The following is a 24,888-nucleotide window of genomic DNA, read 5'->3' as shown; positions in this document are numbered from 1 at the left end:
TTGAAAATCAATGTGAATTATTGTTGATTTTTAAATGGAAAAACCCAAAGGTGTTTATAGTTAATTACTTATATTTGTTGACCAAAAAATAACCAGATAGTGACTCATATTAATAAGTTAAAAATATTTAATGATCCCATTTATGGGTTTATTTCCATTCCGAACGAACTTATTTACGATTTAATTCAACACCCGTATTTTCAGCGCTTACGCCGTATTTCGCAAATGGGATTGTCGTATTTGGTTTATCCGGGTGCTAATCATACCCGTTTTCATCATGCTTTGGGATGTATGCATTTGATGCAGAAAGCTGTTGAAACACTTCGTTTTAAGGGAGTTGCAATTTCAAACGATGAAGAATGTGCCTTATTAATAGCTATTTTATTGCATGATATTGGTCATGGACCATTTTCACATGCTATGGAAAAAAGTATTGTTGAAGATGTGAATCATGAGGCTATTTCCTTATTATTTATGAATCAGCTGAATGAAGAATTTGACGGAAGATTAAGCTTGGCAATTCAGGTTTTTAAAGGTGAATATCATAGGAAATTCATGTTGCAATTGATTTCTAGTCAATTAGATATGGATCGAATGGATTATTTAAAACGTGATAGTTTTTACACCGGAGTTGCAGAAGGAAATGTAAACTCAGAGCGATTAATTCAGATGATGAATGTGGTCGATGGTGTATTGGTTATTGAAGAAAAAGGAATTTATTCTGTTGAAAAATTCCTGCTTTCCAGAAGATTAATGTATTGGCAGGCTTATTTGCACAAAACGAGTTTGGTGGCCGAATTAATTTTGATGAAAGTACTAAAAAGAGCTAAAGAACTAACCTTAAAAGGAGTTTCTTTACCTTGCAGCGAACCACTGTTGTTTTTTATGCAGAATAAAGTTGCCTTAGAAGATTTTGATGCCGAAAAACTGGATTTATTCTCTCAATTAGATGATTTTGATATTATAAGTGCTTTAAAAGCGTGGCAAAAACAAGATGATTTTATACTTTCTACTTTAAGTAAAATGATCATTAACAGAGATTTGTTAAAGATTAAATTAAGTGCCGAAAAGATTCCGATGGAAGAATCGCAATCAATGAAAGAGGAATTTGCTGAAGAGCATCATATTTCGCAATTAGAAGCGGGTTATTTTATTTTTAGAGGGAAAATTAAAAACCAGGCCTATAGTAAAGAAGCTGAACCGATACGGATTTTGAAAAAAGATAAAACAATTGAAGATGTTGTAGAAGCATCTGATCAGTTGAATTTGAAATCGTTATCTAAATTGGTGACAAAATATTACATCTGTTTTCCAAAACAACTTATCTAAAATTAACATTTAAAATCTATTTTTTATATTTTTGTCGCAATGAAATTTACAGCAGAACAAATAGCAGGAATTTTAGAAGGAGAAGTTGTTGGTAATCCCAATGCAGAAGTTTCTCGGCTGTCTAAAATTGAAGAAGGCGAGGAAGGATCGCTTACTTTTTTGGCTAATCCCAAATATATCAACTACATATATACTACAAAAGCATCAGTAACAATTGTAAATGACAGCTTTATACCAGAACAGGAAATTACTACAACCTTAATAAAAGTAGAAGATGCGTATGCCTCTTTTTCTAAACTTTTGCAGTTTTACAATCAGGTAAAATTGAATAAAAACGGAATCGAAGCGCAGTCTTTTATCTCTGAAGGAACTAAATATGGTGAAAATTTATATTTGGGAAGCTTTAGCTATATAGGACAAAATGTGGTTTTAGGTGATAATGTAAAAATTTATCCAAACAGTTTTATTGGTGATAATGTTGTTATTGGTGACAATGTGTATATTTTTGCCGGGGCTAAAATATATTCAGAAACGATAATTGGAAACAATTGTACCATTCATTCTGGAACTATTATAGGTGCAGATGGTTTTGGTTTTGTGCCGGACGAAGAAGGTGTGTATAGTAAAGTACCTCAAATTGGTAATGTAATTATAGAAGATAATGTAGATATTGGTGCCAATACTACAATTGACAGAGCAACTCTTGGTTCTACAATTATTAGAAAAGGAGTTAAATTAGACAATCAGATTCAGATTGCCCATAATGTAGAAATTGGTAAAAACACTGTAATCGCTGCTCAATCAGGCGTTGCGGGTTCTACAAAAATTGGCGAAAACTGTATGATTGGCGGGCAAGTTGGTATCGCAGGACACTTAGTTATAGGTAATAATGTTAGGCTTCAGGCACAATCAGGAGTAGCAAGAAATATCAAGGATGATGAAATTTTGCAAGGATCTCCTTCACTTGGATATGCTGATTTTAATAAATCATATGTTCATTTCAAGAACTTCCCTAAAATTGTGTCCGAACTGGAAGAATTAAAAAAACAAATAATAAACCCAAAAAATGGAAATAATGGTTAAACAGAAGACCATCAAAAATGAAATTTCACTAACAGGCGTTGGATTACACACTGGAAAAGAAGTTACAATGACTTTTAAACCAGCTCCAATTAATAATGGTTTCACTTTTGTAAGAGTAGATTTGCAAGGTCAGCCAGTGATTGAAGCTGATGCCAATTATGTTGTTAATACACAAAGAGGTACAAATTTAGAAAAACTAGGGGTGAAAATTCAAACTCCGGAACACGTACTGGCTGCATTGGTTGGTTGTGATTTGGATAATGTTATCATAGAATTAAATGCTTCAGAACTACCTATTATGGATGGTTCTTCAAAATATTTTGTTGAAGCGATAGAAAAAGCCGGGATTGAAGAGCAAGATGCCAAACGTAACGTTTATGTAGTAAAAGAAGTGATTTCTTTTACTGATGAAGCTACAGGAAGCGAGATTCTGGTAATGCCAAGCGATGACTATCAGGTTACTGCAATGGTTGATTTTGGTACTAAAGTATTAGGTACGCAAAATGCAACGATGAAAAGCATAGCCGATTTTAAAGATGAAATTGCTAATTCAAGAACTTTCAGTTTTTTACATGAATTAGAATCTTTATTAGAAAACGGACTAATTAAAGGAGGAGATTTAAACAATGCAATTGTATATGTAGATAAAGAAATCTCTGACTCTACAATGGAGAATTTAAAGAAAGCCTTTGGCAAAGATAAAATTTCTGTAAAACCAAATGGTGTTTTAGATAATCTTACTTTACATTATCCAAACGAAGCAGCTCGTCACAAATTATTAGATGTTGTAGGAGATTTGGCTTTAATTGGGGTAAGAATTCAGGGAAAAATTATAGCAAACAAACCAGGTCATTACGTAAATACCCAGTTTGCTAAAAAAATTGGAAAAATCATTAAAATTGAGCAAAGAAATCATGTGCCGGTTTATGATTTAAACAAAGAGCCTTTGATGGATATTCACAAAATCATGGCGATGTTGCCACACCGACCACCGTTTTTGTTGATTGACAGGATTATAGAAATGTCTGACCGTCACGTTGTAGGTTTGAAAAATGTCACGATGAATGAAAATTTCTTTGTAGGACATTTTCCTGAGGCTCCGGTAATGCCGGGAGTTTTAATTGTTGAAGCGATGGCACAAACAGGAGGGATTTTAGTATTAAGTACAGTTCCGGATCCTGAAAATTATTTGACTTATTTTATGAAAATAGATAATGTTAAATTCAAGCACAAAGTATTGCCAGGTGACACATTAATTTTCAAATGCGAATTGATTTCTCCTATCAGAAGAGGAATCTGTCATATGCAGGCAAATGCATACGCAAATGGTAAATTAGTTACCGAGGCAGAATTAATGGCTCAAATTGTAAAAAAACAATAATTTTAATCAAAATTATTGTTTACGTTTGTTGCCCAAATTAGACTATTTTAATTTAAAATATAAAACATACAGATGAATCAACCATTAGCATATGTTCATCCTGGCGCTAAAATCGCTAAAAACGTTGTAATCGAGCCTTTTACAACAATTCACAATAATGTTGTTATTGGTGACGGTACGTGGATTGGTTCAAATGTGACCATTATGGAAGGCGCTCGAATTGGTAAAAATTGTAATATTTTTCCAGGAGCGGTCATTTCAGCTGTGCCACAAGATTTAAAATTTGGAGGAGAAGATTCATTGGCTATTATTGGAGACAATTGTACGATCAGAGAATGCGTAACTATAAATAGAGGTACGGTTGCTTCAGGTCAAACTATCCTTGGAAACAACTGTCTTGTAATGGCTTATGCTCACATTGCACACGATTGCGAAATTGGAAACAATGCCATTATCGTAAACGGAGTTGCTTTGGCAGGTCACGTAGTGGTTGGAAACCACGCTGTAATTGGAGGTTTGGCAGCGATTCACCAATTTATTCATATTGGAGATCATGCCATGATTTCTGGTGGATCTTTGGTAAGAAAAGATGTTCCGCCTTATACAAAAGCAGCAAAAGAACCGTTATCTTATGTTGGAATCAATTCAGTTGGTTTAAGAAGAAGAGGTTTTAGCACAGAAAAAATTAGAGAAATTCAGGAAATTTACAGAATTTTATATCAAAAGAATTACAATACAACTCAGGCTTTAAGTATTATTGAAGCAGAAATGGAAGCTACTCCTGAGAGAGATGAAATTTTAGATTTTATTCGAAATTCATCAAGAGGAATTATGAAAGGTTATTCAGGAAACTATTAAATAAAAGTTTAATCGTTTATTTGTTTATTCGTTAAGTCGAAAACAGATAAACGATTTAACGATTAAACAAAATATTAAATAAAACAAAACAAAATGGCATCTACATCAGATATTAGAAACGGATTGTGTATTAAATTCAATCACGATATTTATAAAATCGTTGAATTTCTTCACGTAAAACCTGGAAAAGGACCTGCTTTCGTAAGAACAAAATTGAGAAGTTTAACTACAGGAAGAGTATTAGATAATACATTTTCTGCCGGGCATAAAATTGACGATGTGCGTGTAGAGACGCATAATTACCAGTTTTTATATGCAGAAGGAGATGAATTTCATTTTATGAATACAGAATCTTTTGAGCAAATTTCTTTGAATAAAAACATTTTGGATGCTCCGGGATTGTTAAAAGAAGGTACAAGTGTAATGGTTCAGGTAAATACTGAAACTGATTTGCCTTTATCAGTAGATATGCCATCTTCTGTAATTCTTGAAGTTACTTATGCTGAGCCGGGAGTAAAAGGAAATACCGCTACAAATGCTACAAAATCTGCTACGGTAGAAACCGGAGCAACAGTAAACGTTCCGTTATTCATCAACGAAGGTGATAAAATTAAAATTGATACAGCTTCAGGTTCTTATATGGAGCGTGTAAAAGAGTAATTTTTAATTGGATAATTTGTCAATGAGTCAATTAGAAAATTGATACATAAGCAGAAATTGAAGAATTTTTATTTTCTAATTGACACATTTTCTAATTGACACATTCTCTAATTGACAAATTTTCTAATTATAAAATATGAAATTTCCAAAGATTCATTCTTTACAAGAAATTGCAAGTTTGCTTAATTGCGAATTTATTGGTGACCAAAACTTCCCAGTTTCAGGCATGAACGAAATACATGTTGTCGAGCCGGGAGATATTGTTTTTGTTGACCATCCTAAATATTATGATAAAGCTTTGCAATCAGCAGCGACTATTGTTTTAATTAATAAAAAAGTAGATTGCCCGGAAGGTAAGGCACTTTTAATTTCTGATGATCCTTTCAGAGATTTTAATACACTAACCAAACATTTTAGACCTTTTCAAGCGACCAATGTAGCAATAGCCGTTTCTGCAGTTATTGGAGAAGGAACTGTAATTCAGCCTAATTCTTTTGTTGGAAATAATGTTACAATTGGTAAAAATTGTATAATACATTCAAATGTTTCTATTTACGATCATACTGTAATTGGTGACAATGTAATTATCCACGCCGGAACTATTTTGGGAGCTGATGCTTTTTATTATAAAAAACGTCCGGATGGTTTCGATCAGTTAATATCCGGCGGAAGAGTTGTTATTGAAGATAATGTTGGAATTGGCGCACTTTGCACCATCGACAAAGGTGTTACCGGAGATACAACAATTAAAGAAGGAACAAAAATCGATAACCAGGTTCATGTTGGTCATGATACTGTTATAGGGAAAAAATGTTTAATAGCATCACAAACTGGTATTGCTGGTTGTGTTATTATTGAAGACGAAGTAACTATTTGGGGACAGGTTGGTACAACCAGTGGGATAACAATAGGAGCGAAGGCCGTTATTATGGGACAAACCGGAGTTACTAAATCTGTTGAAGGTGGAAAATCTTATTTTGGTACACCAATCGAAGAATCACGAGAAAAGTTAAAACAGTTAGCCAATATCAAAAAGATTCCTGAAATTCTAAATAAATTGAAGTAATATGTCTATAAAAGAGTTTGTACAGAAATTTTATAAGTCGGATGCCTTAATTGATAGCGAAATCATGAAAACGTATTTACATCCTGATGTAAAGTTAGATTGGAATAGCACCAAAGGATTAATTGAGATGGATTATGATTCTATGCTTGGAATGGCTACTGAATTAAGTCGTGCATATGTACGTTCGAAAGTCAGAATTAGTCATATTATTGCCGAAGATGACTTGGTTTCAATACGTTATTCTCATTTTGTGAAAACGATTGAAAACCCAAGAGAAGAGATGTTATTGGCCCATTTTTCTACAATTTGGCAAATTAAGGATGACAAATTATACCGTGGTTATCAAATGAGTCAATTTTCTTAATTTTTTTGAAGACAAAAAGATTAAAATACATTACAAAACCTTACTTTTGCATCACAATTTTAAAAACTACATAAAATATATATCATGAGTGTTTTAGTTAATAAAGATTCCAAAATAATTGTTCAAGGATTTACAGGAAGCGAAGGAACTTTCCACGCTTCTCAAATGATTGAGTACGGTACTAATGTTGTTGGTGGTGTTACTCCGGGAAAAGGAGGAACTAGCCATTTAGATCGTCCGGTTTTTAACACAGTAAAAGATGCTGTTGATCAAGCTGGAGCTGATACATCTATCATTTTTGTACCACCAGCTTTTGCTGCTGATGCAATTATGGAAGCTGCTGATGCTGGAATTAAAGTAATTATTGCTATTACAGAAGGAATTCCTGTAGCAGATATGATTAAAGCAAATAATTATGTTAAAGAAAGAAATTCTAGATTAATCGGGCCAAACTGTCCAGGTGTTATTACTCCGGGAGAAGCTAAAGTTGGTATCATGCCAGGTTTCGTTTTCAAAAAAGGTACAGTTGGTATCGTTTCTAAATCAGGAACTTTAACCTACGAAGCTGCAGATCAGGTTGTAAAACAAGGTTTAGGAATTACTACAGCTATCGGAATTGGTGGAGATCCAATTATTGGAACTACTACTAAAGAAGCTGTTGAATTATTGATGAACGATCCGGAAACTGAAATTATCATCATGATTGGTGAAATTGGAGGTCAATTAGAAGCTGATGCTGCTAAATGGGTTAGAGCTGATGGTAACCGTAAACCAGTTGTTGGTTTTATCGCTGGAGAAACTGCTCCTGCTGGTAGAACAATGGGTCACGCAGGTGCTATTGTTGGTGGTTCTGATGATACAGCTGCTGCTAAAAAACAAATTATGAGAGACAACGGAATTCACGTTGTTGATTCGCCAGCTGAAATTGGTAAAAAAGTAAAAGAAGTACTTGGATAATCTCCAATATTAAAATAAAAAATTCCAAAAAAAAGTCTCAATATTGTGTTGAGACTTTTTTACATTTTTAAAATGTGTGGAATATAATTAAACTTAGCAACTTAGATACTAAGAATCGTAGTAGCTTAAAAATAAGAAAGATGAGTAAAGAATTAAAAAAGTTTAAAGTAAGCAATAGTTTTACTTTTACGATTGAAGATAGTTTAGAACAAGTTTGTAATGCTCCTGAAGGAGGTGCAGGAATTTTTGTTGTATATGCTGTTGAAAGTGATGCAAAAGAGTTAATAATGGTTGGTTCTACAGGAACTGTTCAAAATGATGGAACTCTAAAAAGTAAAAACGGAGGTTTATATGATAAAATTGTAAACGGTCATCAATTTGCTAAAACAGGAAGAAAATATTCTTGGCCAGCACAAATGAAGTTGGAAAGTATTGAAACTTTAGAAGTGGTATGGTACGAGACTTTTAATGCAGATGTAAAAGCGATTCCAACTGCTGTTGAAGGTCAGGTTTTGCAAAATTTCTTAGATGAAAATGCAAAATTACCAAGATGGAACGTAGCTTTTTAAAAGTTATTTAGATAAAAAATTATCAAAAAAGCCTTACTAAGTATTTAGTAAGGCTTTTTTTATGGAATTATTTTTTCATTCTTTTTTTTGTTTTGTTGTTGTTAAAGAATTATATATCGCAGTTATAGTTTTAAACGTAGTATTATCCGTTAGATTATTAGTTAGTTTGGATTAAGAATTAAAAAATAGAATAAACACGTAAAGAGGTAAAATCCTACAAGTCATAAATATATGTTAAGGAAAATATAATTTTAACATTTGCCTGAAAGCCCTGCAAAATCTAATAATGAGACAGTTTCTTATATTAAGAAACTGTTTTTTTTATGTAAAAAAATTGGCTTTTAAATAGAAGCTTTTATATATTTAGCAAACAAAATGGAAGGATAATGTTAAATAAATGCATTCCTTAAGTAAAAAGTCTATTAAGCACATCACCCCAAATTAGAAGATGAAGAATACGATTTTAAAATTCAGTAGTGTTGATGATGCAATGCTTTGGAATAATTTAAGAGATGGTGATGAAAAGTCATTTTCGATGCTGTTTGAAAGATACTACACCGACTTGGTGCGTTATGGCAATTCACTTTCTCCATATGAAGAAAAAGTACAGGACTGTATTCAGGATGTATTTACAGATATTTGGGTATATCGAAATGTACTTCAAAGTTCGGTAATTGTCAAAGCATACCTATTATCCAGCGTACGTAAAAGAATTGCTCGTTTGTATGAAAGAGACCATATTTTTCGTAAAACAACCAGTACAGATTCTATTGCATTTCTTTTAGAGTTTTCAGTTGATTATGAACTTATTGACGATGACTATGCTACAAAAGAAAAAGTTATTCATTTAAATAATTTACTGAAAGATTTACCGGCACGACAAAAAGAAGCGCTATATCTTCGTTATCATCAAGGTCTGACTGTTGAGCAAATTGCAGAGATGTTGGATGTTAATTATCAATCTGCCAGTAATTTGCTACATCGTGGTCTGCTTAGTCTTCGCAAGGAATGGAAGGGAAGTTTTACCATATTCCTTATGCTATTTTCAAGTGGTTTTTAATTTTATTTCAAAAAAGATAAAAAAAATCACAATTTGATGAGTATATAATAAGAGTGCTGTCCTCTATGTTTTTGTAACCTTATTTTTAGATGCAAAAACGTAACACATATACCCAAATTGAAGATTTTTTGTCTGACGAATCTTTCCAGTCATGGATTTTATTTAAAATTGATGAAAACGGTTGGGAAGAATGGACTTTAGAAAGTCGCCAACGTGCTAAGTTGGTTCAGGATGCAAGACTTTTATTGTTAGCGATGAAAGTTCCGGAATCTGATTTGTCTTCCTCAGATATCCATAACGCGTTACAAGCGGTATGGCGCAAAATTGAAGAGAAAGAAAATCAAAGTAATACTGAAGAGAATTCAAAAACATTTTTTTTAAGAAAATACTTTCTTGCAGGAGTTGCTGCAAGTTTACTCCTCTGTTTAATGTCAATGTGGTTTTATAATAATCATTTTAAGACAGACAATATTGTTACCTACAAAGAATTAATCGATGAAAATAACGAAGGGTTAGTTGAACAAACTAATAATTCAAGTAAACCGCAAATTATCACTTTGTCTGATGGCAGTTCGGTTTTATTACAACCCAATAGTAAATTAAGTTACCCTAAAATCTTTACCGGAAACGAGAGAAAGGTTTATTTATCCGGCGAAGGTTTCTTTGAAATTAGTAAAAATCCAAGAAAACCTTTTTACGTTTATGCAAACGAGATCGTTACCAAGGTAGTTGGAACTAGTTTTAGAATAAAAGCTTATTCTGATCAACCTGACGTTGAAGTTCTTGTTCGCACCGGTAAAGTTAAGGTTAAATCAAATGACCTTATAGCTAAATCAGATCAACAGGAAGTGGTGCTGCTTCCTAATCAGGCGCTTCGATTTTTAAGGAGTGATTTAAAATTCAACAAAATAACAAATATTACCCAAGATGAGACCTTAGTGAAAAGTGTTGGCAATATTGAGCAGCTAAGCTTTGAATTTACGGATATTCCCGTCTCGCAAATTTTTGAAACAATAGAACAAGCTTATTTAGTTGACATCGATTATCCAAAAAATAAACTTAAAGATTGTCATCTTACCACTTCACTCAGTGATCAGCCCTTAACAGAAAAACTAAAAATTGTTTGTAAAAGTATTGGAACTAATACCAATTTTGAGATGAACGGAAACCAAATCACGATCACATCAGAAGGTTGTAATTAATTTAATCTGTATAACTGTAATTGTACAGAATAAGCTCACAAATAAAATGCAAAACCAAAAAAAAACTAAAAATTAACCAAACTTAAAATTCACTTTGATTGCCTATGTAAAAACCAAATGCATAAAAAAAGTGCCGAAATGCTGTAACATTATCGACACTTATAAAATTGAATTCCTCTCTGTAAAGAGCAATTCAGTACGTTTCTTAAAATACACGCGAATAGTATTAATCAAAACAAACCAAAATTATGAAAAAACCAGTTGTTAAACAACGATTACTCCATCGAATCATGAAAATAACGCTATTTCAGTTTGTCTTAGCACTTGTGTTTTCAAGTGTTACAATGGCAAACAGTGTAAATGGACAAAGAAAATTAGATACAAAAGTTACTATTACTGTTGCAAATTTAACTTTAGATAATGCATTAACTAAGTTGGAAAAATCTGCGCACGTAAAATTTTCGTATAATTCCCGATTGCCTCAGCTTAATCAAAAAGTGACTATAGAGGCTGATCAGGAAGTTTTGTCAAGTGTACTTAACAGAATTTTAAAACCATTTAATATTACTTTTTCAGAAGTAAGTAACCAGATTATTTTACAAAAAAATAATGCAATGGATCCATTTTCAAATATAGAAAACAATCCTTCTTTATTTGAAATATTGGCACCAGGCCCTATTATCAAAGGAAAAGTTACTGATCCCAGCGGAGTTCCATTACCGGGAGCAACGGTGTTGGTAAAAGGTACTAAAGTTGCCGTTTTAACAGATTTTGATGGGAATTTTTCTATCGAAATGCCTGCTAATAGTACTGCATTAGTTATTTCATATGTTGGAATGGAAACTAAAGAGATTGGTATAGAAAATACTTCTCCAACCATTATTTTAAATGAAGCTGGTCAAAACCTTAAAGAGGTTATTGTAACAACAGGTTATGAAAAAACCTCAAAAAGAACTTTTACAGGTGCGATTAGTAAAATTTCAGGAGCCGAGTTAAAAGTAGATGGAGTGGTAGATGTTAGTAGAATGATTGAAGGAAAAGCGGCTGGGGTTACGGTGCAAAACGTTACAGGAACTTTTGGTACTGCTCCTAAAATTACAGTTCGTGGATCATCTTCTATTTTTGGAGACACAAAACCTTTATGGGTGATTGATGGTGTTGTACAAGAGGATATTATTAATGTTTCATTTGCAGATTTAGCTTCTGGTAATTCAGAAACTTTATTGAGTTCGTCTGTAGCAGGTTTAAATGCTAATGATATTCAAAACATTGAGATTTTGAAAGATGCTTCTGCAACTTCTATTTACGGATCAAGATCTTTGAATGGGGTTGTGGTAATTACAACAAAACAAGGCCGTAGAGATGCGCCTTTAAAAGTGACTTACGGATTGGAACAAACTATTAGAGCAGTTCCAAACTATAGCCAGTATGATATTTTAAATTCTCAGGAATCCATGAGTATTTTTAAAGAAATGGAGGCTAAAGGATACTTGGATTTACCTTCAACCGTAAATGGAAGATACGGTGGTGCATATAATATTTTAGGGAGAGCAATAAATACGTATAATCCTGAAACAGGAACCTATTTAGTGAATAACGATCCTGTTAGCCGTAATAACTTCTTAAGAAAATACGAATTGGCAAATACAGACTGGTTTAGTGTATTATTTAGACCTTCTATCACGCAAAATCACTCTTTGAGTTTTTCTGGTGGTGGAAAAAACAATACATTCTATGCTTCTTTGGGATATTATACTGATCCGGGATGGACTCTTGCTGACGATGTAAAACAAATATCATCAAATATTAAAGGGACATTTTATGTAAATGACAGATTAAATCTTACGCTTTCAACTTTAGCTTCGGTTCGTGATCAGGGTGCCCCTGGAAGTTATGAAAGTGAAAAAGATGTTGTTTTTGGTAAAGTAACTCGTGATTTTGATATCAATCCATTCAACTATGTATTAAATACAAGCAGAACTTTAAGACCATATGATGAAAACGGAAATTTAGAGTATTATAGAAATAACTGGGCTAAAATGAATATTATCAATGAATTGGAAAACAACTTCATGGAAATCCAGGTTAAAGATATTCGTTTTCAATTGGATTTAGATTATAAAATTACCCCACATTTAAACTACAATCTTACTGGTTCTGCTCGTTACGCTAATACAAGCCGTGAACACAAAATTATGGAGAATTCCAACGTAGTTGGGGCTTACAAAGCGGGTACTCCGGAAGGTGAAGATGGAGTTAATACATTAGTTAGAGACCAGAATATATTTTTATATCAGGATCCTAATGATTTAACTGCTCCAAAAGTTTCTGTATTGCCAAATGGTGGTTTTTTGAGAAAATTCACCAACGATATGACTTCTTATAACTTAAGAAACAGCATTAGCTACAGAAATACTTTAAATGACAAACATGAATTAGAAGGTTTGTTTGGAACTGAGTTAAGAGTTGTTGATAGAAGTAGTGATAATTTTACAGCTGCAGGTTTACAATACGACAGAGGTCTTACCGCCTTTACTGATCCAAGATTAATTGAAAAAATTATCAACGGAGGAGATTCATATTATGGGTTTAATGAAGAAAAAGAAAGAACAGTAGGTTTCTTCGGAAAAGTAGGTTACACGTATGATCGTCGTTATACTGCTTCGGTTACAGGTCGTTATGACGGATCGAACAGACAAGGAAACAGTGATTCTTCAAGATGGTTGCCAACTTATACTTTTAGTGGTAAATGGAATGTTGCCGAAGAAAAATTCATGAAAGATATTGAATCTGTAAATACTTTGGCATTAAGAGCTTCTTATGGACTTACTGCAACAGCAGGTCCGGCAACAAACTCGTTAGCAATTTATAAAAGTTATATAACAGATCGTTTTAATCTTGATGACAGAGAATCAGGAATTAATATTGACCAATTGCAAAACAGCGATTTAACCTGGGAAAAACAATTTGAGACCAACATAGGTGTTGATCTTGGAATGTTTAACAACAGAGTACAATTTACTTCAGATGTTTATAGCCGTAAAGCTTTTGATTTGGTTGATTATGTGATTACTTCAGGAATTGGTGGTCAAAGAATCAGACAAGGAAATAATGCCGATATGGAAACTAAAGGTCTTGAGATTGGATTTACAACGAAAAATTTTGATAATCGTGATTTCAAATGGTCAACAACGCTTAATTTTTCTGTTTATTCACAAAAAATTACAAAGCTTGAAAACACACCAACAGCATTTGATTTAGTAGATGCAAATGGAGGAAATACAATCGGGCATCCAAGAAACTCATTGTACTCTTATCAGTTTACAGGTTTGAATAATCAAGGTTTACCAACTTTTATATTACAAGACGGAGCTGATAATAATATTACAGAAGCTAATTTTCAGGACAATTTAGATGTAACTAAATATTTGAAATATGAAGGGTCAATCGAACCTAATAAATCTATTGGTTTAGCAAATACATTTACTTATAAAAATTGGTCTTTATATGTTTTCTTCGTGGGATCAGGAGGTAACAAAGTACGTTTGAATCCTATTTATGATAGTACTTATGATGACTTAACCGTATTTACAAAAGATTTTACAAATCGTTGGATTAATCCGGGAGATGAGAACTTTACAAATGTACCGGTTATTGCAGACAGACGTTTGAATTCTAATTATGGAGGAGAACGCACATTGGCAAGAGCTTATAACACTTACAACTATTCTGATGCACGTATTGCTGATGGAGATTTTGTCAGACTTAAAAATATCTCTTTAAGCTGGGAATTTCCAAATGATTTCAAGAGAAAACTTGGACTAAGTACATTTACTTTAAAAGGTTCTGCCGTTAACCCATGGTTAATTTACTCAGACAAAAGATTAAATGGCCAGGATCCTGAGTTTCGTAATGCCGGTGGTGTTGCTATGCCAGTTACATCTCAATACACTTTTACTTTAAACATTTCATTATAATAGTCCAAAAACATGAAAAAATTAAAAATAACTTTATCGCTATTAATACTTATAAGTATTACTGGTTGTGATGATTTCTTGTCTGAGAAGCCAGATAATAGAACCGAAATAGATACTCCTGATAAAATTTCTGAATTATTGGTTGGGGCTTATCCTCAAATGAGTTATTTCGACATTGCAGAAACAATGTCTGATAATGTTTTTGATAGTAATATGCCAGAGACATTAATTAAAAATGAGCAAAACTATAACTGGGAGCTTCAAACAGAAACTGCAGATATAGATACGCAAGCCTATTATTGGGATGCTTGTTATCAGGCCATTGCGCATGCAAATAAAGCCTTGGAAGCTATAGATCAATTAGGAAATACGGCTGACTTAAACCCTCAAAAAGGAGAAGCACTTTTAGCACGAGCTTATTCTCATTTTATGTTGGTTTCATTTTGGTCGCAACGTTACAATCCGGCAACGGCAAGTACTGATTTAGGAATTCCATATGTTACAAAACCGGAAACCGAATTAGTAACGAAATACAAAAGAAATACCGTAGCTGAAGTTTTTGAATTTATTGAAAAAGATATTCAGGAAGGTTTAAAGTATGTTATCAATGATTATAAAGAACCTAAATTTCATTTTACCAAAAATGCTGCAAAAGCTTTTGCCAGCCGTTTTTATTTAGTAAAAGGAGATTGGGACAAAGTAATTGCTTTATCTGATGATTTAGGAAACAGGCCTGTTGGTAAATTAAGAGACTTTGCATCTTATGATGTTATGGCGATCAATGATCAGAGATTAAGTTATGCAAGCAGTGCGGCTGAAACAAATTTATTGGTAGTTTCTGCAAATACGATTGTAAGCAGATCGTACTACTCAAATAGATTTTATCTTTCAGGGGCACGTTATCCGGAAATATTCGGCACAGCAACAAACCTTTTAGCAAAACCATGGTATTATAACTTTTATTCATCAAACAGTAGTATAACAGTGTTTCTTCCTAAGTTTTATGAATATTTTAAATATTCAAACGTAACAGCCGGAATTGGAGATCCATATGTTGCTGAAGTTCTGCTAAGCAATGATGAGTTCTTCTTAAATAGAATTGAAGCTCATGTAATGAAAGGCCAGATACAAGTGGCAAACGATGAATTAGAATATTTTTTATCAACTAGAACAGTAGGTTATGTAGCTACAGATAAGGTAACACAAGCTAAAGTAGTAGCTAAATATCCGGTTATAGCAGATGAATATACACCGTTTTACACCATGACTCCCGTACAAACCTCTTATGTAAAAGCTATTGCTGAAACCAGACGTAGAGATTTTGTACATGAAGGAATGAGATGGTTTGATGTTAAGCGTTTTAATATTGTAGTTAGACATGAAACTACTAATAAGCCTGTTAACATTTTGGTTAAAGGTGACAATCGCAGAGCTTTACAAATTCCGCTTCACGCGTCGAATACAGGTGTTGAGCTAAATCCTAGATAATCTTTAAAAGCAAATTCTTATGAAACTAATAAAATATAGTAAAATAGCATTTTTGGTTATGGTTTCTATGGCTGTAATTTCTTGCGCAAACGATGAACGTCCGGGAGATAGTCAGCTAGATTACACACAACCAACTAAAACGGCATTAGATAATTGGATTACGACTACTTATTTAAATCCGTACAATATCAATGTTCAATATAAATGGAATCAAAATACGGTAGATAACAGTCGTTATTTATTTCCTCCAACAATTGATAAAGTGCAGCCTGCCCTTGAAATTGTTGAAACAATATGGCTTAGAAGTTATTCCCAAATTGGAGGAGCAGATTTCGTGAAGAAAATTGCACCAAGGGAAATTGTTTTAATTGGTGGTGTAAACTTAAATAGTGTTGGAACAAGAACTTTAGGTATAGCGGAAGGAGGACAGCGAGTTACTTTATTTGAAACTGATTATATAGATCAGTCTGATCGTGATAATGTCTCAGAATTTATTCACACAATTCAGCACGAGTATATTCATATTTTGAATCAGCATAAACCTTTTGATGAAAAATCATGGGCTGCAATAACTCCTGGTGGCTATACTTCAGATTGGTATAATTATGATATTCCGGAATCAAACGAGATTGGATTTATTACAAGTTATGCGAGATCAAATATTAATGAAGATTTTGCAGAAACAGCTTCTATGATATTAATTTATTCAAAAGCAGAGTATGCTGCTTTTTTGGCCGGTATTGATGATCCTGATGCTTTAGCTGCCTTAAAAGCAAAAGAAGCACTTGTAGTAAAATATTTTAAGGAAGCTTTTGACATGGATTTCTATGCATTAAGAGATGCTGCTGAAATAAACACAAATGCTGTAATAACAAATTAAAAAAAGGTATTATGAAAATTAAAAACATATATAAGTTCTTATTTGCTGCCTTTTTGGCTTTGCAATTAAGCTCCTGCGATAATAATACAGACGCAGATCCAAAATTTGATAAAACGCCAACCGAGCGTTTAAATGCTCAGAAAACAGAATTGAACGACGCTTTGCTTTCTTCAGAATTTGGTTGGAAAGCCGTTTATTTTACAGATAACACGATTTTGGGAGGTTATACACATTTATTTAAATTTGCAGCCGATGGTACAGTTCAGATGGCTTCTGATTTTGATGATGATACAGCTGTTTATAAAAGCGAATACCAGGTACAGCTTGGAAGTACGGTAAGTTTGACCTTTACCACAAAAAACAGAATACACCTTTTATCTGAATCAGATAATTATCCAATAGCAGCACTAAGAGCAAAAGGTTATTTGGGGGATTTTCAGTTTTTGTATTACGGACAAGAAAATGGGCAGATTATTTTTAAAGCCAACAGAAATGGTGCAGAGATACGTTTTGTAAAGGCAACTGCACAAGACTGGACTGATCTGCCAAAAAACATTGACATGATTGACAATGTAATTGGTGATGATACTCGTCCGCTTTTTAGATTATTAGAAACCAATGACGGAACAGCAAAACACCAGTTTGATTTCTCATTTTCAGATGTAACTCGTTATGCAGAAGCAAATTCCATAGAAACTGGTTATTCTGTAAGTTATAACATGGGAGTTGGTTACACACCAACCGGAATTGTAGTAAGCCCGGCTGTAGAAGTTGCCGGACAAAAATTAACCAATTTTGTATACAATGATGTTGATGGAAGTTTTACTGCAACTGGAACGAATGGGGTTACGGCTGTAATTAAATATAGCAACAAACCATTGATCTTAACTGATGATTATAGGGTAATGCTTCAGGCTCCTCAAACAGGTTTTGCTTATATTCATGCAAATTTAGCTACTGCACCAAGTAATTCGTCGCTTTTTAATTCATTAATTGCTGAAATTCACGCAAGTTTACCTTCAACTCAAAAAGTAAATAGAATTCAATTCACTTTTAATGATGCAGCTGGTGAAAGTTACATTTCATATACATTTACAGGTGGTAAAACTACTATTTATCACAACTTTACAGTACAGCAAGATGCTGTTAATAAGAAATTAATACTTGTTCCAGGTACATGGCAAGCTAATACGGGAGCAGTTATTGCACAACCTGCATTACTTAAAAAAGTAGACACTGAACTTATGAATCCTAGTGGATTATATATTAAAAAAGAAGCTTTCAAAATCGCTTTTACAAATAACATTTACACATTTACAAGTTCAACAAGTAATTTTAGAATGACCACATACGCTTTTCAATAAACAGTTTTAGTTTTATTTTATTTTGAATGAAAGCAGCTCATTGCTGAGCTGCTTTTTTTAATAGTTAAACATATGATGAAGAAATATATCACTCCAATAAATATAGCTGTCCTTTTATGGGGTTTATTACTTCTTGTTATATCAGGATTCTATCCAGATTATACAAGATATTATTTGTACTTATCTATTATAGTAATCATTCCGGTTGCGATTTTTAATCTAATAAAGCAGAGAAAACAAGACAAGCTCAATAATACAACAGAGTTTCAAACGTCAATTTACAGAATGCTGTTTATGGCTGTCTTGCTAATTGTTTTCTTTTTTATAACTAGACAAAACAATATTTAAGATTTTAGTTTTATTTTTATTTTGAAGAGAAAGCAACTCAATCTTGAGTTGCTTTTTTGATTTTGGACAGTCTATTAAAGTATTTATATTTTGAAATGTTGAAAGGTTATTGCGATTGTTATTTTTTTAAAAAGGGAATTATCATATATTTGACGTGTCATTCATAGCAGGAATAGCTACAAATAAATATTAAAATTAATTTTGAATATGAAATTACTAGAAGGAAAAGTTGCCATTATTACGGGCGCTAGTCGTGGAATTGGAAGAGGAATTGCTGAAGTTTTTGCTAAACACGGAGCAAATGTTGCTTTTACTTATAGCGCATCTGCTGCTTCTGCAGAGGCTTTAGAAGTTGAATTAAATGCTTTAGGAGTTAAAGCAAAAGGATACCAATCGAATGCGGCCGATTTTAATGAAGCGCAAACTTTTGTTGATGCTGTTTTGGCTGATTTTGGAACGGTTGATATCTTAATTAACAACGCTGGAATTACAAAAGATAATTTATTGATGCGTATGTCAGAAGCTGATTTCGATCAGGTTATTGACGTAAACTTAAAGTCAGTGTTTAATATGACCAAAGCGATTCAAAAAACTTTCTTAAAACAACGTGCAGGTTCTATTATTAATATTAGTTCAGTAGTTGGTGTTTCCGGAAATGCAGGACAAACAAATTATGCAGCGTCTAAAGCCGGTGCAATTGGTTTTACTAAATCTGTTGCTTTGGAGTTGGGTTCTCGTAATATTCGTTGTAACGCAATCGCTCCTGGTTTTATTGAAACTGAAATGACTGCAAAACTACCTGAAGATGTAGTAAAAGGATGGAGAGAAGGGATTCCGTTGAAACGTGGAGGAACTACTGAAGATGTTGCAAATGCATGTCTTTTCTTAGCTTCGGACATGAGTGCATATGTTACAGGACAAGTGCTTAATGTTTGTGGAGGAATGTTAACCTAAGGTACTGAAGTTCTAAGTTACAAAGGTTCAAAGGTTTTAGTGATCAGTTTATCTGACTCTAGAATGAAGCTGGAACCGAATAGTCGCAAACGTTGACTTTTGAAATCTGATTACTGTAAACTGATACTGAATACTAAATAAATATGACTACAAATACGATTCTATTATTATTGCTTTCTTTAGTAATAGCGGGTGGTTTGTCATATTTTCAATATTATTTTAAAGCCAAAAACAAATCCAATGTGATTGTGTTTTTGGCTTTTTTACGTTTTTTGGCCATTTTTGGATTATTGGTTTTATTGATAAATCCGATAGTTTCTAAAAATTCGTTAGAAATCACCAAAACACCGCTAGCTATTGCGGTGGATAATTCGAGTTCTATTGTTGCTTTAAAATCAGATAATACGGTTAATGAATTATATCAAAAACTAATTTCAAATCCTGCGCTTCAGGAAAAATTTGACATTCAGTCGTATCAATTTGATGCCGATTTTAAACCTTCAGACAAATTCGATTTCAAAGGAAAACAAACCAATCTCGATGAAGTTGCCAAGAATCTGAAAAGCATCAACAAAAACCTGATTTTCCCAACGGTTGTAATTACGGACGGAAATCAAACTACAGGAAATGATTATGTATATCGATTTGATCCTGTTAATAAAGTCTATCCTTTGGTTGTGGGAGATACAACCACGTTTTTTGATTTAAAAATCAATCAGCTTAACGTAAACAAATACGCTTTTCATAAAAATAAATTTCCGGTTGAAGTATTTCTACAATATGCGGGAGATAAAGCTACGAATGCAGATTTTACAATTTCGCAAGGAAATTCAGTTGTCGCAAAAGAAAAGCTTTCTTTCTCACCTTCTAAAAAAACAGCCACCATAAGTTTACTTTTGCCTGCTGATAAAGTGGGTTTGCAAATTTTTAAAGCGACTATTTCTTCAAACGCAAAAGAGAAAAACAGTTATAATAATATCAAGAATTTTGCAGTCGAAGTGATTGATCAAAAATCAACAATCGCCATTGTTTCATCAATAAATCATCCTGATATAGCATCGTTAAAACGCTCAATTGAAGTTAACGCGCAACGTAAAGTGATTTTGGTTAAACCAAATGATATAAGTCAATTACAAGATGTTTCTGTTTTGGTTTTATACCAGCCAACAACAGCTTTCAAGGCAGTATTTGATAATAATAAATTAGCAGGAAGAAACACTTTTATCATTACCGGAAACAACACCGATTTTAATTTTCTAAACCAACAACAAAACAATTTGATTTTTAAAATGAGCGGACAGAGAGAAGATTATTTACCTGAATTCCAATCTCAGTTTAATCTGTTTGCCATTGAAGATTTTGGTTTTGAAAATTTTCCGCCTTTGCAAAATTTATTCGGAACGATTTCATCAAATGGAAATGTATCGGTTTTACTTTCTTCAAAAATCAGAAATGTCGCTACAAATGCGCCGTTATTGGCTTTTGCCGAAAATCAAGGAAAAAGAACTGCTTTTTTATTAGGAGAAAATAGCTGGAAATGGCGTTTACAAAGTCATATCGACAATCAGTCATTTGAAAAATACGATGTTTTTATAGATAAGATTATTCAATATTTGGCTTCATCGAATTCAAAGAAATCTTTGGTAGTAACACATGAAAGCTTTTACAATTCCGGAGAAGCAATTGCAATCAATGCGCAATATTTCAACAAAAACTACGAGTTTGACGAAAAAGCCAGATTGACCATTACAGTTACGAATGCTGAAACAAAACAAAGTAAAAATTACGATTTATTAAAAGGAAATAATTCTTTCTCTGTTAATCTAGATGGTTTGACAGCTGGAAAATACAATTTTTCAGTAAAAGAATTAAATTCAAACACATCCTATTCAAGTCATTTTGAAATTTTGGATTTCGATATCGAAAAACAATTTGTTAATCCGGATGTTTTAAAATTGAAGCAATTAGCGTTACAAACCAATGGAAGAGCATTCTTCGAAAATCAGGCAGATGATTTAATCAATACACTTTTAGAAAACAAAGAATACAAATCAATTGAGAAAAATGTTTCAACCAAAACTCCATTAATTGATTGGGTTTGGTTGTTGATTTTAATAGCCTTGTTACTAACTACGGAATGGTTTGTGAGAAAGTATAATGGATTACTTTAAATAGATACAAAGGTTCATAGGGACAAAGGTTCAGCGTTTTTGCTTAACTTGAAACTTTACCCGAGGCTAAAAGCCGAATTGGCGAAGCAAACATGAAACAAAAATAACTATATTATGGATTTCAGGCTAAAAGTATTCTACACCGTTGCACTCCGCTTAAACTTTACTAAAGCGGCAACAGAATTATATATCTCTCAGCCTGCAGTCTCAAAACACATTCAGGAACTCGAAGAAACTTATAAAACCAAGCTCTTTGAACGAAACGGTTCTAAAATTGCTTTAACTCCAGCCGGAGAAATTCTTTTAAAACATACTAAAAACATTTTCGAGATTTATAGAGAAATTGACTTTGATATGAGCTCGTTCATTAACGAACGTCAGGGTTTATTGCGATTAGGAGCTAGTACGACAATTTCACAATATATTATTTCTCCCGTTTTGGCTCGTTTTCATCAAAAGCAAAAAGATATCAAAGTCAATTTGTTAAACGGAAACACGGAACAAATCGAAAATGCCTTAATCAATAAAGAAATTGAAATCGGAATTGTTGAAGGGCAGTCTAAAAATCAATCGATTAAATACATTCCTTTTTTAAAAGATGAATTGGTTTTGGTTTGCAATACCAAAAATCCGTTGGTCAAACAGCATAAAATTGCATTAGAAGATTTAAAAGCAATGAAATTCATAACACGTGAAAGAGGTTCCGGAACACTTGAAGTTATAGAATATGCTTTAAAACAAGTAAATGTAAAATTAACGGATTTACAAATTGAGATGCAATTAGGAAGTACTGAAAGTATTAAATCGTATTTATTAAACTCAGATTGTTTTGCTTTCATGTCAATACACGCGGTCAGTAACGAATTAAAAAATAATGAATTAATTGTTTTAGATGTTGAGGATTTGATTATTGAAAGATATTTTTACATTATTACTTTAGTTGGAAAATCAGATTCTTTAACGGAACTATTTATTCAAAATTTATTCTCTTACTATAATTTAAAGTTATAATCAATTGTATTTTACGATTGGTGTTTTCAATTTATATGGTTGACCTTTGTACAATAATTATCAAATAGCCTATTTTGAAAACGAAACTACATTCCGAAACTCATTTATTTACGGTTAATCTTTATTTCCAGCAAGCTGTTTTTGTTCTGGTGATCGGATTGTGTTTGTTTTCAATTATTTCTCCACCAATCGCTTTGTTGTTAGGGGTTTTGACTGTAAATGTTTTCGGAAATCCATTTGTTGCATTCAATCATAAAGCCATTACTTTTTTATTACAGTTTTCAGTTGTTGGTTTAGGTTTTGGAATGAATGCGACAGCAGCTATTTCAGCGGGAAAAGAAGGATTTCTATTGACGATATTTTCAATTTTTAGCACTTTAATTTTCGGAACGCTGTTAGGAAAATGGCTTAAAACAGAGAAAAAGACATCGCATTTAATTTCATGCGGAACAGCAATTTGTGGAGGGAGTGCTATTGCGGCGATTTCTCCGGTAATAAAATCGAATGAAAATCAAACTTCAATTGCTTTGGGTGTCATTTTTATTCTGAATTCAATTGCCTTATTTGTTTTCCCTTTTATTGGGCATCAACTTGATTTATCTCAAAAAGATTTTGGTTTATGGTGCGCCATTGCTATTCACGATACCAGTTCTGTAGTTGGTGCTGCCAATAAATATGGGGCAGAAGCCTTGCAGGTTGCTACAACGGTAAAATTAGCAAGAGCTTTATGGATTATCCCAATTTCACTTGGAACTGCCCTGGTTTTCAATAATCAATCGGGAAGTACCGGAAAAAAAATCAAGATTCCTTATTTTATTGGCTTATTTATTTTGGCAATGCTTTTTAATACTTATGTACCTGAAACTACTATTATTGCACCACATATTGTGGGAATTGCTAAAATTGGTTTGACTATAACTTTATTTTTAATTGGAGCAACCTTAAATATAAATACTTTAAAATCAGTAGGAGTGAAGCCCTTGTTGCAGGGAGTTTTCCTTTGGATATTTATTGCCGGTTTAGGTTTAGCATCGGTGTTATATCTGAATTAAGGTCTCACTATAATTTATTTCACATTCGAAAATTTCACAACAGGTTTACCAACAGCTTTGTATAGTTTGCCACTAAAAGTATATCTTTTTTCTATGCTAAATGTAAATTGCTTTTTTGTCTTAGCCATTTCTGCTGTTTCGTCTGGCAGGTTCACTTCAAATTCATCATTAGGTTTTGGTTTACTATAAGAGCCTTTTGTTGTAATGATAATATCTCTGAAATATTTTTTATTGCTGTCGCTTGCAGTCTTATAAGAACTTGACCAATCAGTATTTGGAACATTTGCCATTTGGTAGCCGGACGTTTCAAGTATAGATTGATATTTGCCATTAAGTCCTGCGATAATATAGAAAAAACCTTCATATGGACCGCCTGCGCCACCATTTGAATGAACCAACGTAAAAGCATACTGATCTTCTCCAATTTCTAAAAGTTTAGGTTTTGGCGATTGGGCAAAAGAGCCAAATGCAGCTACAGCGGGTTGAAAAGATTTTATTTCCCATACATTTCCATTTTTTGTAAATTTAGCAACGCCTAAAAGACCTCCTGTAAACCTGCTGGTTTGTAATCCGTCTTCGTCATAAACAGAATGATTAAAAAATAATAGTTTAAATTTATTTCCTTTAGAATCCTCATAATCGATATTTGACAAAAGTCTTGTTGCAACGCCCTGATTATACGGAAACAATTGATCACCTTCTTCACCATTTGCATCAATAAAAGGCAAAGGCTTGCAATTTTTACATTTCCAGCTTACAAAAGTATTATGATCAGAAAGATGGTATAATTTTCCCGGAAATAATTTCTGCATTGTTTTTACAGGATCCAGCGGATCGGCAATAGACAGCGTTCTTTTTGGATTTAAAATAGTATCGCTGACGCCTTTTAATTGCACAATATCGTCTTGTGCAAAACAAACAGAAGTAAATGTCAAAAAAAGAAAACTAAAGCGAATAAGGCTCATATATTAAAATTTAGGAGAAATATAAAACGAATTTACAAAGAAACTTTTAATATGAACTTATTTCATATATATGGTTCAAATTTTATAAAGAATTAAATTAACATAATCTTTGTCGGTTTATTTTTGAATTATCGTTAAATAAAATAAAT

The 24,888-nt window shown here is 32.9% G+C and carries 20 protein-coding genes; 19 read left to right on the top strand and 1 reads right to left on the bottom strand.

Going from position 1 to position 24,888, the window contains the following annotated elements:
* Window positions 1-99: 99 nt before the first annotated feature.
* From ASC72_RS13100 to ASC72_RS13005, 19 genes are all read left to right on the top strand, one after another.
* Complete coding sequence (locus ASC72_RS13100) at window positions 100-1,329, top strand: HD domain-containing protein (protein WP_056191404.1); 1,230 nt, start codon at window positions 100-102, stop codon at window positions 1,327-1,329.
* A gap of 39 nt (window positions 1,330-1,368) precedes the next feature.
* A complete protein-coding gene (gene lpxD / locus ASC72_RS13095) occupies window positions 1,369-2,412 on the top strand; it encodes a UDP-3-O-(3-hydroxymyristoyl)glucosamine N-acyltransferase (RefSeq protein ID WP_056191402.1) in 1,044 nt (347 codons plus the stop codon).
* Window positions 2,405-3,793, top strand: coding sequence for a bifunctional UDP-3-O-[3-hydroxymyristoyl] N-acetylglucosamine deacetylase/3-hydroxyacyl-ACP dehydratase (locus ASC72_RS13090; protein WP_056191935.1), 1,389 nt, complete (start codon window positions 2,405-2,407; stop codon window positions 3,791-3,793). The genes lpxD and ASC72_RS13090 overlap by 8 nt, the downstream gene beginning before the upstream one ends.
* Window positions 3,794-3,865: 72 nt before the next feature.
* Window positions 3,866-4,651 carry an acyl-ACP--UDP-N-acetylglucosamine O-acyltransferase gene (gene lpxA, locus ASC72_RS13085; protein WP_029270176.1) on the top strand — a complete coding sequence of 262 codons (786 nt, stop codon included), beginning with the start codon at window positions 3,866-3,868 and terminating at the stop codon, window positions 4,649-4,651.
* Window positions 4,652-4,744: 93 nt separating this feature from the next.
* Window positions 4,745-5,311 (top strand): elongation factor P, encoded by a 567-nt coding sequence (gene efp, locus ASC72_RS13080; RefSeq protein ID WP_035624093.1) that lies wholly within the window; start codon window positions 4,745-4,747, stop codon window positions 5,309-5,311.
* A gap of 136 nt (window positions 5,312-5,447) precedes the next feature.
* Window positions 5,448-6,377 carry a UDP-3-O-(3-hydroxymyristoyl)glucosamine N-acyltransferase gene (locus ASC72_RS13075; RefSeq protein ID WP_056191400.1) on the top strand — a complete coding sequence of 310 codons (930 nt, stop codon included), beginning with the start codon at window positions 5,448-5,450 and terminating at the stop codon, window positions 6,375-6,377.
* A gap of 1 nt (window position 6,378) precedes the next feature.
* On the top strand, window positions 6,379-6,741 hold the full coding sequence (locus ASC72_RS13070; protein ID WP_056191398.1) for a nuclear transport factor 2 family protein: 363 nt from the start codon (window positions 6,379-6,381) through the stop codon (window positions 6,739-6,741).
* 84 nt (window positions 6,742-6,825) lie between these two features.
* Window positions 6,826-7,698, top strand: a complete 873-nt coding sequence (gene sucD, locus ASC72_RS13065; protein ID WP_007808093.1) for a succinate--CoA ligase subunit alpha — start codon at window positions 6,826-6,828, stop codon at window positions 7,696-7,698.
* Between the two features lie 140 nt (window positions 7,699-7,838).
* Window positions 7,839-8,267, top strand: coding sequence for a hypothetical protein (locus ASC72_RS13060; RefSeq protein WP_056191396.1), 429 nt, complete (start codon window positions 7,839-7,841; stop codon window positions 8,265-8,267).
* A gap of 448 nt (window positions 8,268-8,715) precedes the next feature.
* Complete coding sequence (locus ASC72_RS13055; RefSeq protein WP_056191394.1) at window positions 8,716-9,327, top strand: RNA polymerase sigma factor; 612 nt, start codon at window positions 8,716-8,718, stop codon at window positions 9,325-9,327.
* A gap of 89 nt (window positions 9,328-9,416) precedes the next feature.
* Complete coding sequence (locus ASC72_RS13050) at window positions 9,417-10,529, top strand: FecR family protein (protein ID WP_056191392.1); 1,113 nt, start codon at window positions 9,417-9,419, stop codon at window positions 10,527-10,529.
* 248 nt (window positions 10,530-10,777) lie between these two features.
* Window positions 10,778-14,506, top strand: a complete 3,729-nt coding sequence (locus ASC72_RS13045) for a SusC/RagA family TonB-linked outer membrane protein (protein ID WP_056191390.1) — start codon at window positions 10,778-10,780, stop codon at window positions 14,504-14,506.
* A gap of 12 nt (window positions 14,507-14,518) precedes the next feature.
* Complete coding sequence (locus ASC72_RS13040) at window positions 14,519-15,994, top strand: RagB/SusD family nutrient uptake outer membrane protein (RefSeq protein WP_056191387.1); 1,476 nt, start codon at window positions 14,519-14,521, stop codon at window positions 15,992-15,994.
* A 19-nt stretch (window positions 15,995-16,013) separates the two neighbouring features.
* The gene (locus ASC72_RS13035) at window positions 16,014-16,874 is read left to right on the top strand and encodes a substrate import-associated zinc metallohydrolase lipoprotein (RefSeq protein ID WP_056191385.1); all 861 of its coding nucleotides are present in this window, start codon (window positions 16,014-16,016) and stop codon (window positions 16,872-16,874) included.
* Between the two features lie 11 nt (window positions 16,875-16,885).
* Complete coding sequence (locus ASC72_RS13030; protein ID WP_056191383.1) at window positions 16,886-18,238, top strand: DUF4302 domain-containing protein; 1,353 nt, start codon at window positions 16,886-16,888, stop codon at window positions 18,236-18,238.
* Between the two features lie 555 nt (window positions 18,239-18,793).
* Window positions 18,794-19,540 (top strand): 3-oxoacyl-[acyl-carrier-protein] reductase, encoded by a 747-nt coding sequence (fabG, locus tag ASC72_RS13020; protein WP_056191379.1) that lies wholly within the window; start codon window positions 18,794-18,796, stop codon window positions 19,538-19,540.
* A 143-nt stretch (window positions 19,541-19,683) separates the two neighbouring features.
* Window positions 19,684-21,711, top strand: a complete 2,028-nt coding sequence (locus ASC72_RS13015) for a hypothetical protein (RefSeq protein ID WP_056191377.1) — start codon at window positions 19,684-19,686, stop codon at window positions 21,709-21,711.
* 114 nt (window positions 21,712-21,825) lie between these two features.
* Window positions 21,826-22,722 (top strand): LysR family transcriptional regulator, encoded by an 897-nt coding sequence (locus tag ASC72_RS13010; protein WP_056191374.1) that lies wholly within the window; start codon window positions 21,826-21,828, stop codon window positions 22,720-22,722.
* Window positions 22,723-22,796: 74 nt separating this feature from the next.
* Window positions 22,797-23,774, top strand: a complete 978-nt coding sequence (locus ASC72_RS13005; RefSeq protein WP_056191373.1) for a YeiH family protein — start codon at window positions 22,797-22,799, stop codon at window positions 23,772-23,774.
* A gap of 14 nt (window positions 23,775-23,788) precedes the next feature.
* Here the strand turns inward: ASC72_RS13005 and ASC72_RS13000 are convergent, their stop codons facing one another.
* Window positions 23,789-24,739, bottom strand: a complete 951-nt coding sequence (locus tag ASC72_RS13000) for a hypothetical protein (RefSeq protein WP_056191371.1) — start codon at window positions 24,737-24,739, stop codon at window positions 23,789-23,791.
* Window positions 24,740-24,888: the final 149 nt, after the last annotated feature.

The organism is Flavobacterium sp. Root420, from assembly GCF_001427905.1.
GTDB lineage: Bacteria > Bacteroidota > Bacteroidia > Flavobacteriales > Flavobacteriaceae > Flavobacterium.
Note: the sequence above shows the minus strand (reverse complement) of the source record. Positions and strands in the feature narration are given on the sequence as shown.

Bases quoted from the DNA above. Each gene is read 5' to 3' on its own strand.
- lpxD (WP_056191402.1), top strand. From the start codon at position 1,369: ATGAAATTTACAGCAGAACAAATAGCAGGAATTTTAGAAGGAGAAGTT.
- ASC72_RS13090 (WP_056191935.1), top strand. From the start codon at position 2,405: ATGGTTAAACAGAAGACCATCAAAAATGAAATTTCACTAACAGGCGTT.
- lpxA (WP_029270176.1), top strand. From the start codon at position 3,866: ATGAATCAACCATTAGCATATGTTCATCCTGGCGCTAAAATCGCTAAA.
- efp (WP_035624093.1), top strand. From the start codon at position 4,745: ATGGCATCTACATCAGATATTAGAAACGGATTGTGTATTAAATTCAAT.
- ASC72_RS13075 (WP_056191400.1), top strand. From the start codon at position 5,448: ATGAAATTTCCAAAGATTCATTCTTTACAAGAAATTGCAAGTTTGCTT.
- ASC72_RS13070 (WP_056191398.1), top strand. From the start codon at position 6,379: ATGTCTATAAAAGAGTTTGTACAGAAATTTTATAAGTCGGATGCCTTA.
- sucD (WP_007808093.1), top strand. From the start codon at position 6,826: ATGAGTGTTTTAGTTAATAAAGATTCCAAAATAATTGTTCAAGGATTT.
- ASC72_RS13060 (WP_056191396.1), top strand. From the start codon at position 7,839: ATGAGTAAAGAATTAAAAAAGTTTAAAGTAAGCAATAGTTTTACTTTT.
- ASC72_RS13055 (WP_056191394.1), top strand. From the start codon at position 8,716: ATGAAGAATACGATTTTAAAATTCAGTAGTGTTGATGATGCAATGCTT.
- ASC72_RS13050 (WP_056191392.1), top strand. From the start codon at position 9,417: ATGCAAAAACGTAACACATATACCCAAATTGAAGATTTTTTGTCTGAC.
- ASC72_RS13045 (WP_056191390.1), top strand. From the start codon at position 10,778: ATGAAAAAACCAGTTGTTAAACAACGATTACTCCATCGAATCATGAAA.
- ASC72_RS13040 (WP_056191387.1), top strand. From the start codon at position 14,519: ATGAAAAAATTAAAAATAACTTTATCGCTATTAATACTTATAAGTATT.
- ASC72_RS13035 (WP_056191385.1), top strand. From the start codon at position 16,014: ATGAAACTAATAAAATATAGTAAAATAGCATTTTTGGTTATGGTTTCT.
- ASC72_RS13030 (WP_056191383.1), top strand. From the start codon at position 16,886: ATGAAAATTAAAAACATATATAAGTTCTTATTTGCTGCCTTTTTGGCT.
- fabG (WP_056191379.1), top strand. From the start codon at position 18,794: ATGAAATTACTAGAAGGAAAAGTTGCCATTATTACGGGCGCTAGTCGT.
- ASC72_RS13015 (WP_056191377.1), top strand. From the start codon at position 19,684: ATGACTACAAATACGATTCTATTATTATTGCTTTCTTTAGTAATAGCG.
- ASC72_RS13010 (WP_056191374.1), top strand. From the start codon at position 21,826: ATGGATTTCAGGCTAAAAGTATTCTACACCGTTGCACTCCGCTTAAAC.
- ASC72_RS13000 (WP_056191371.1), bottom strand. From the start codon at position 24,739: ATGAGCCTTATTCGCTTTAGTTTTCTTTTTTTGACATTTACTTCTGTT.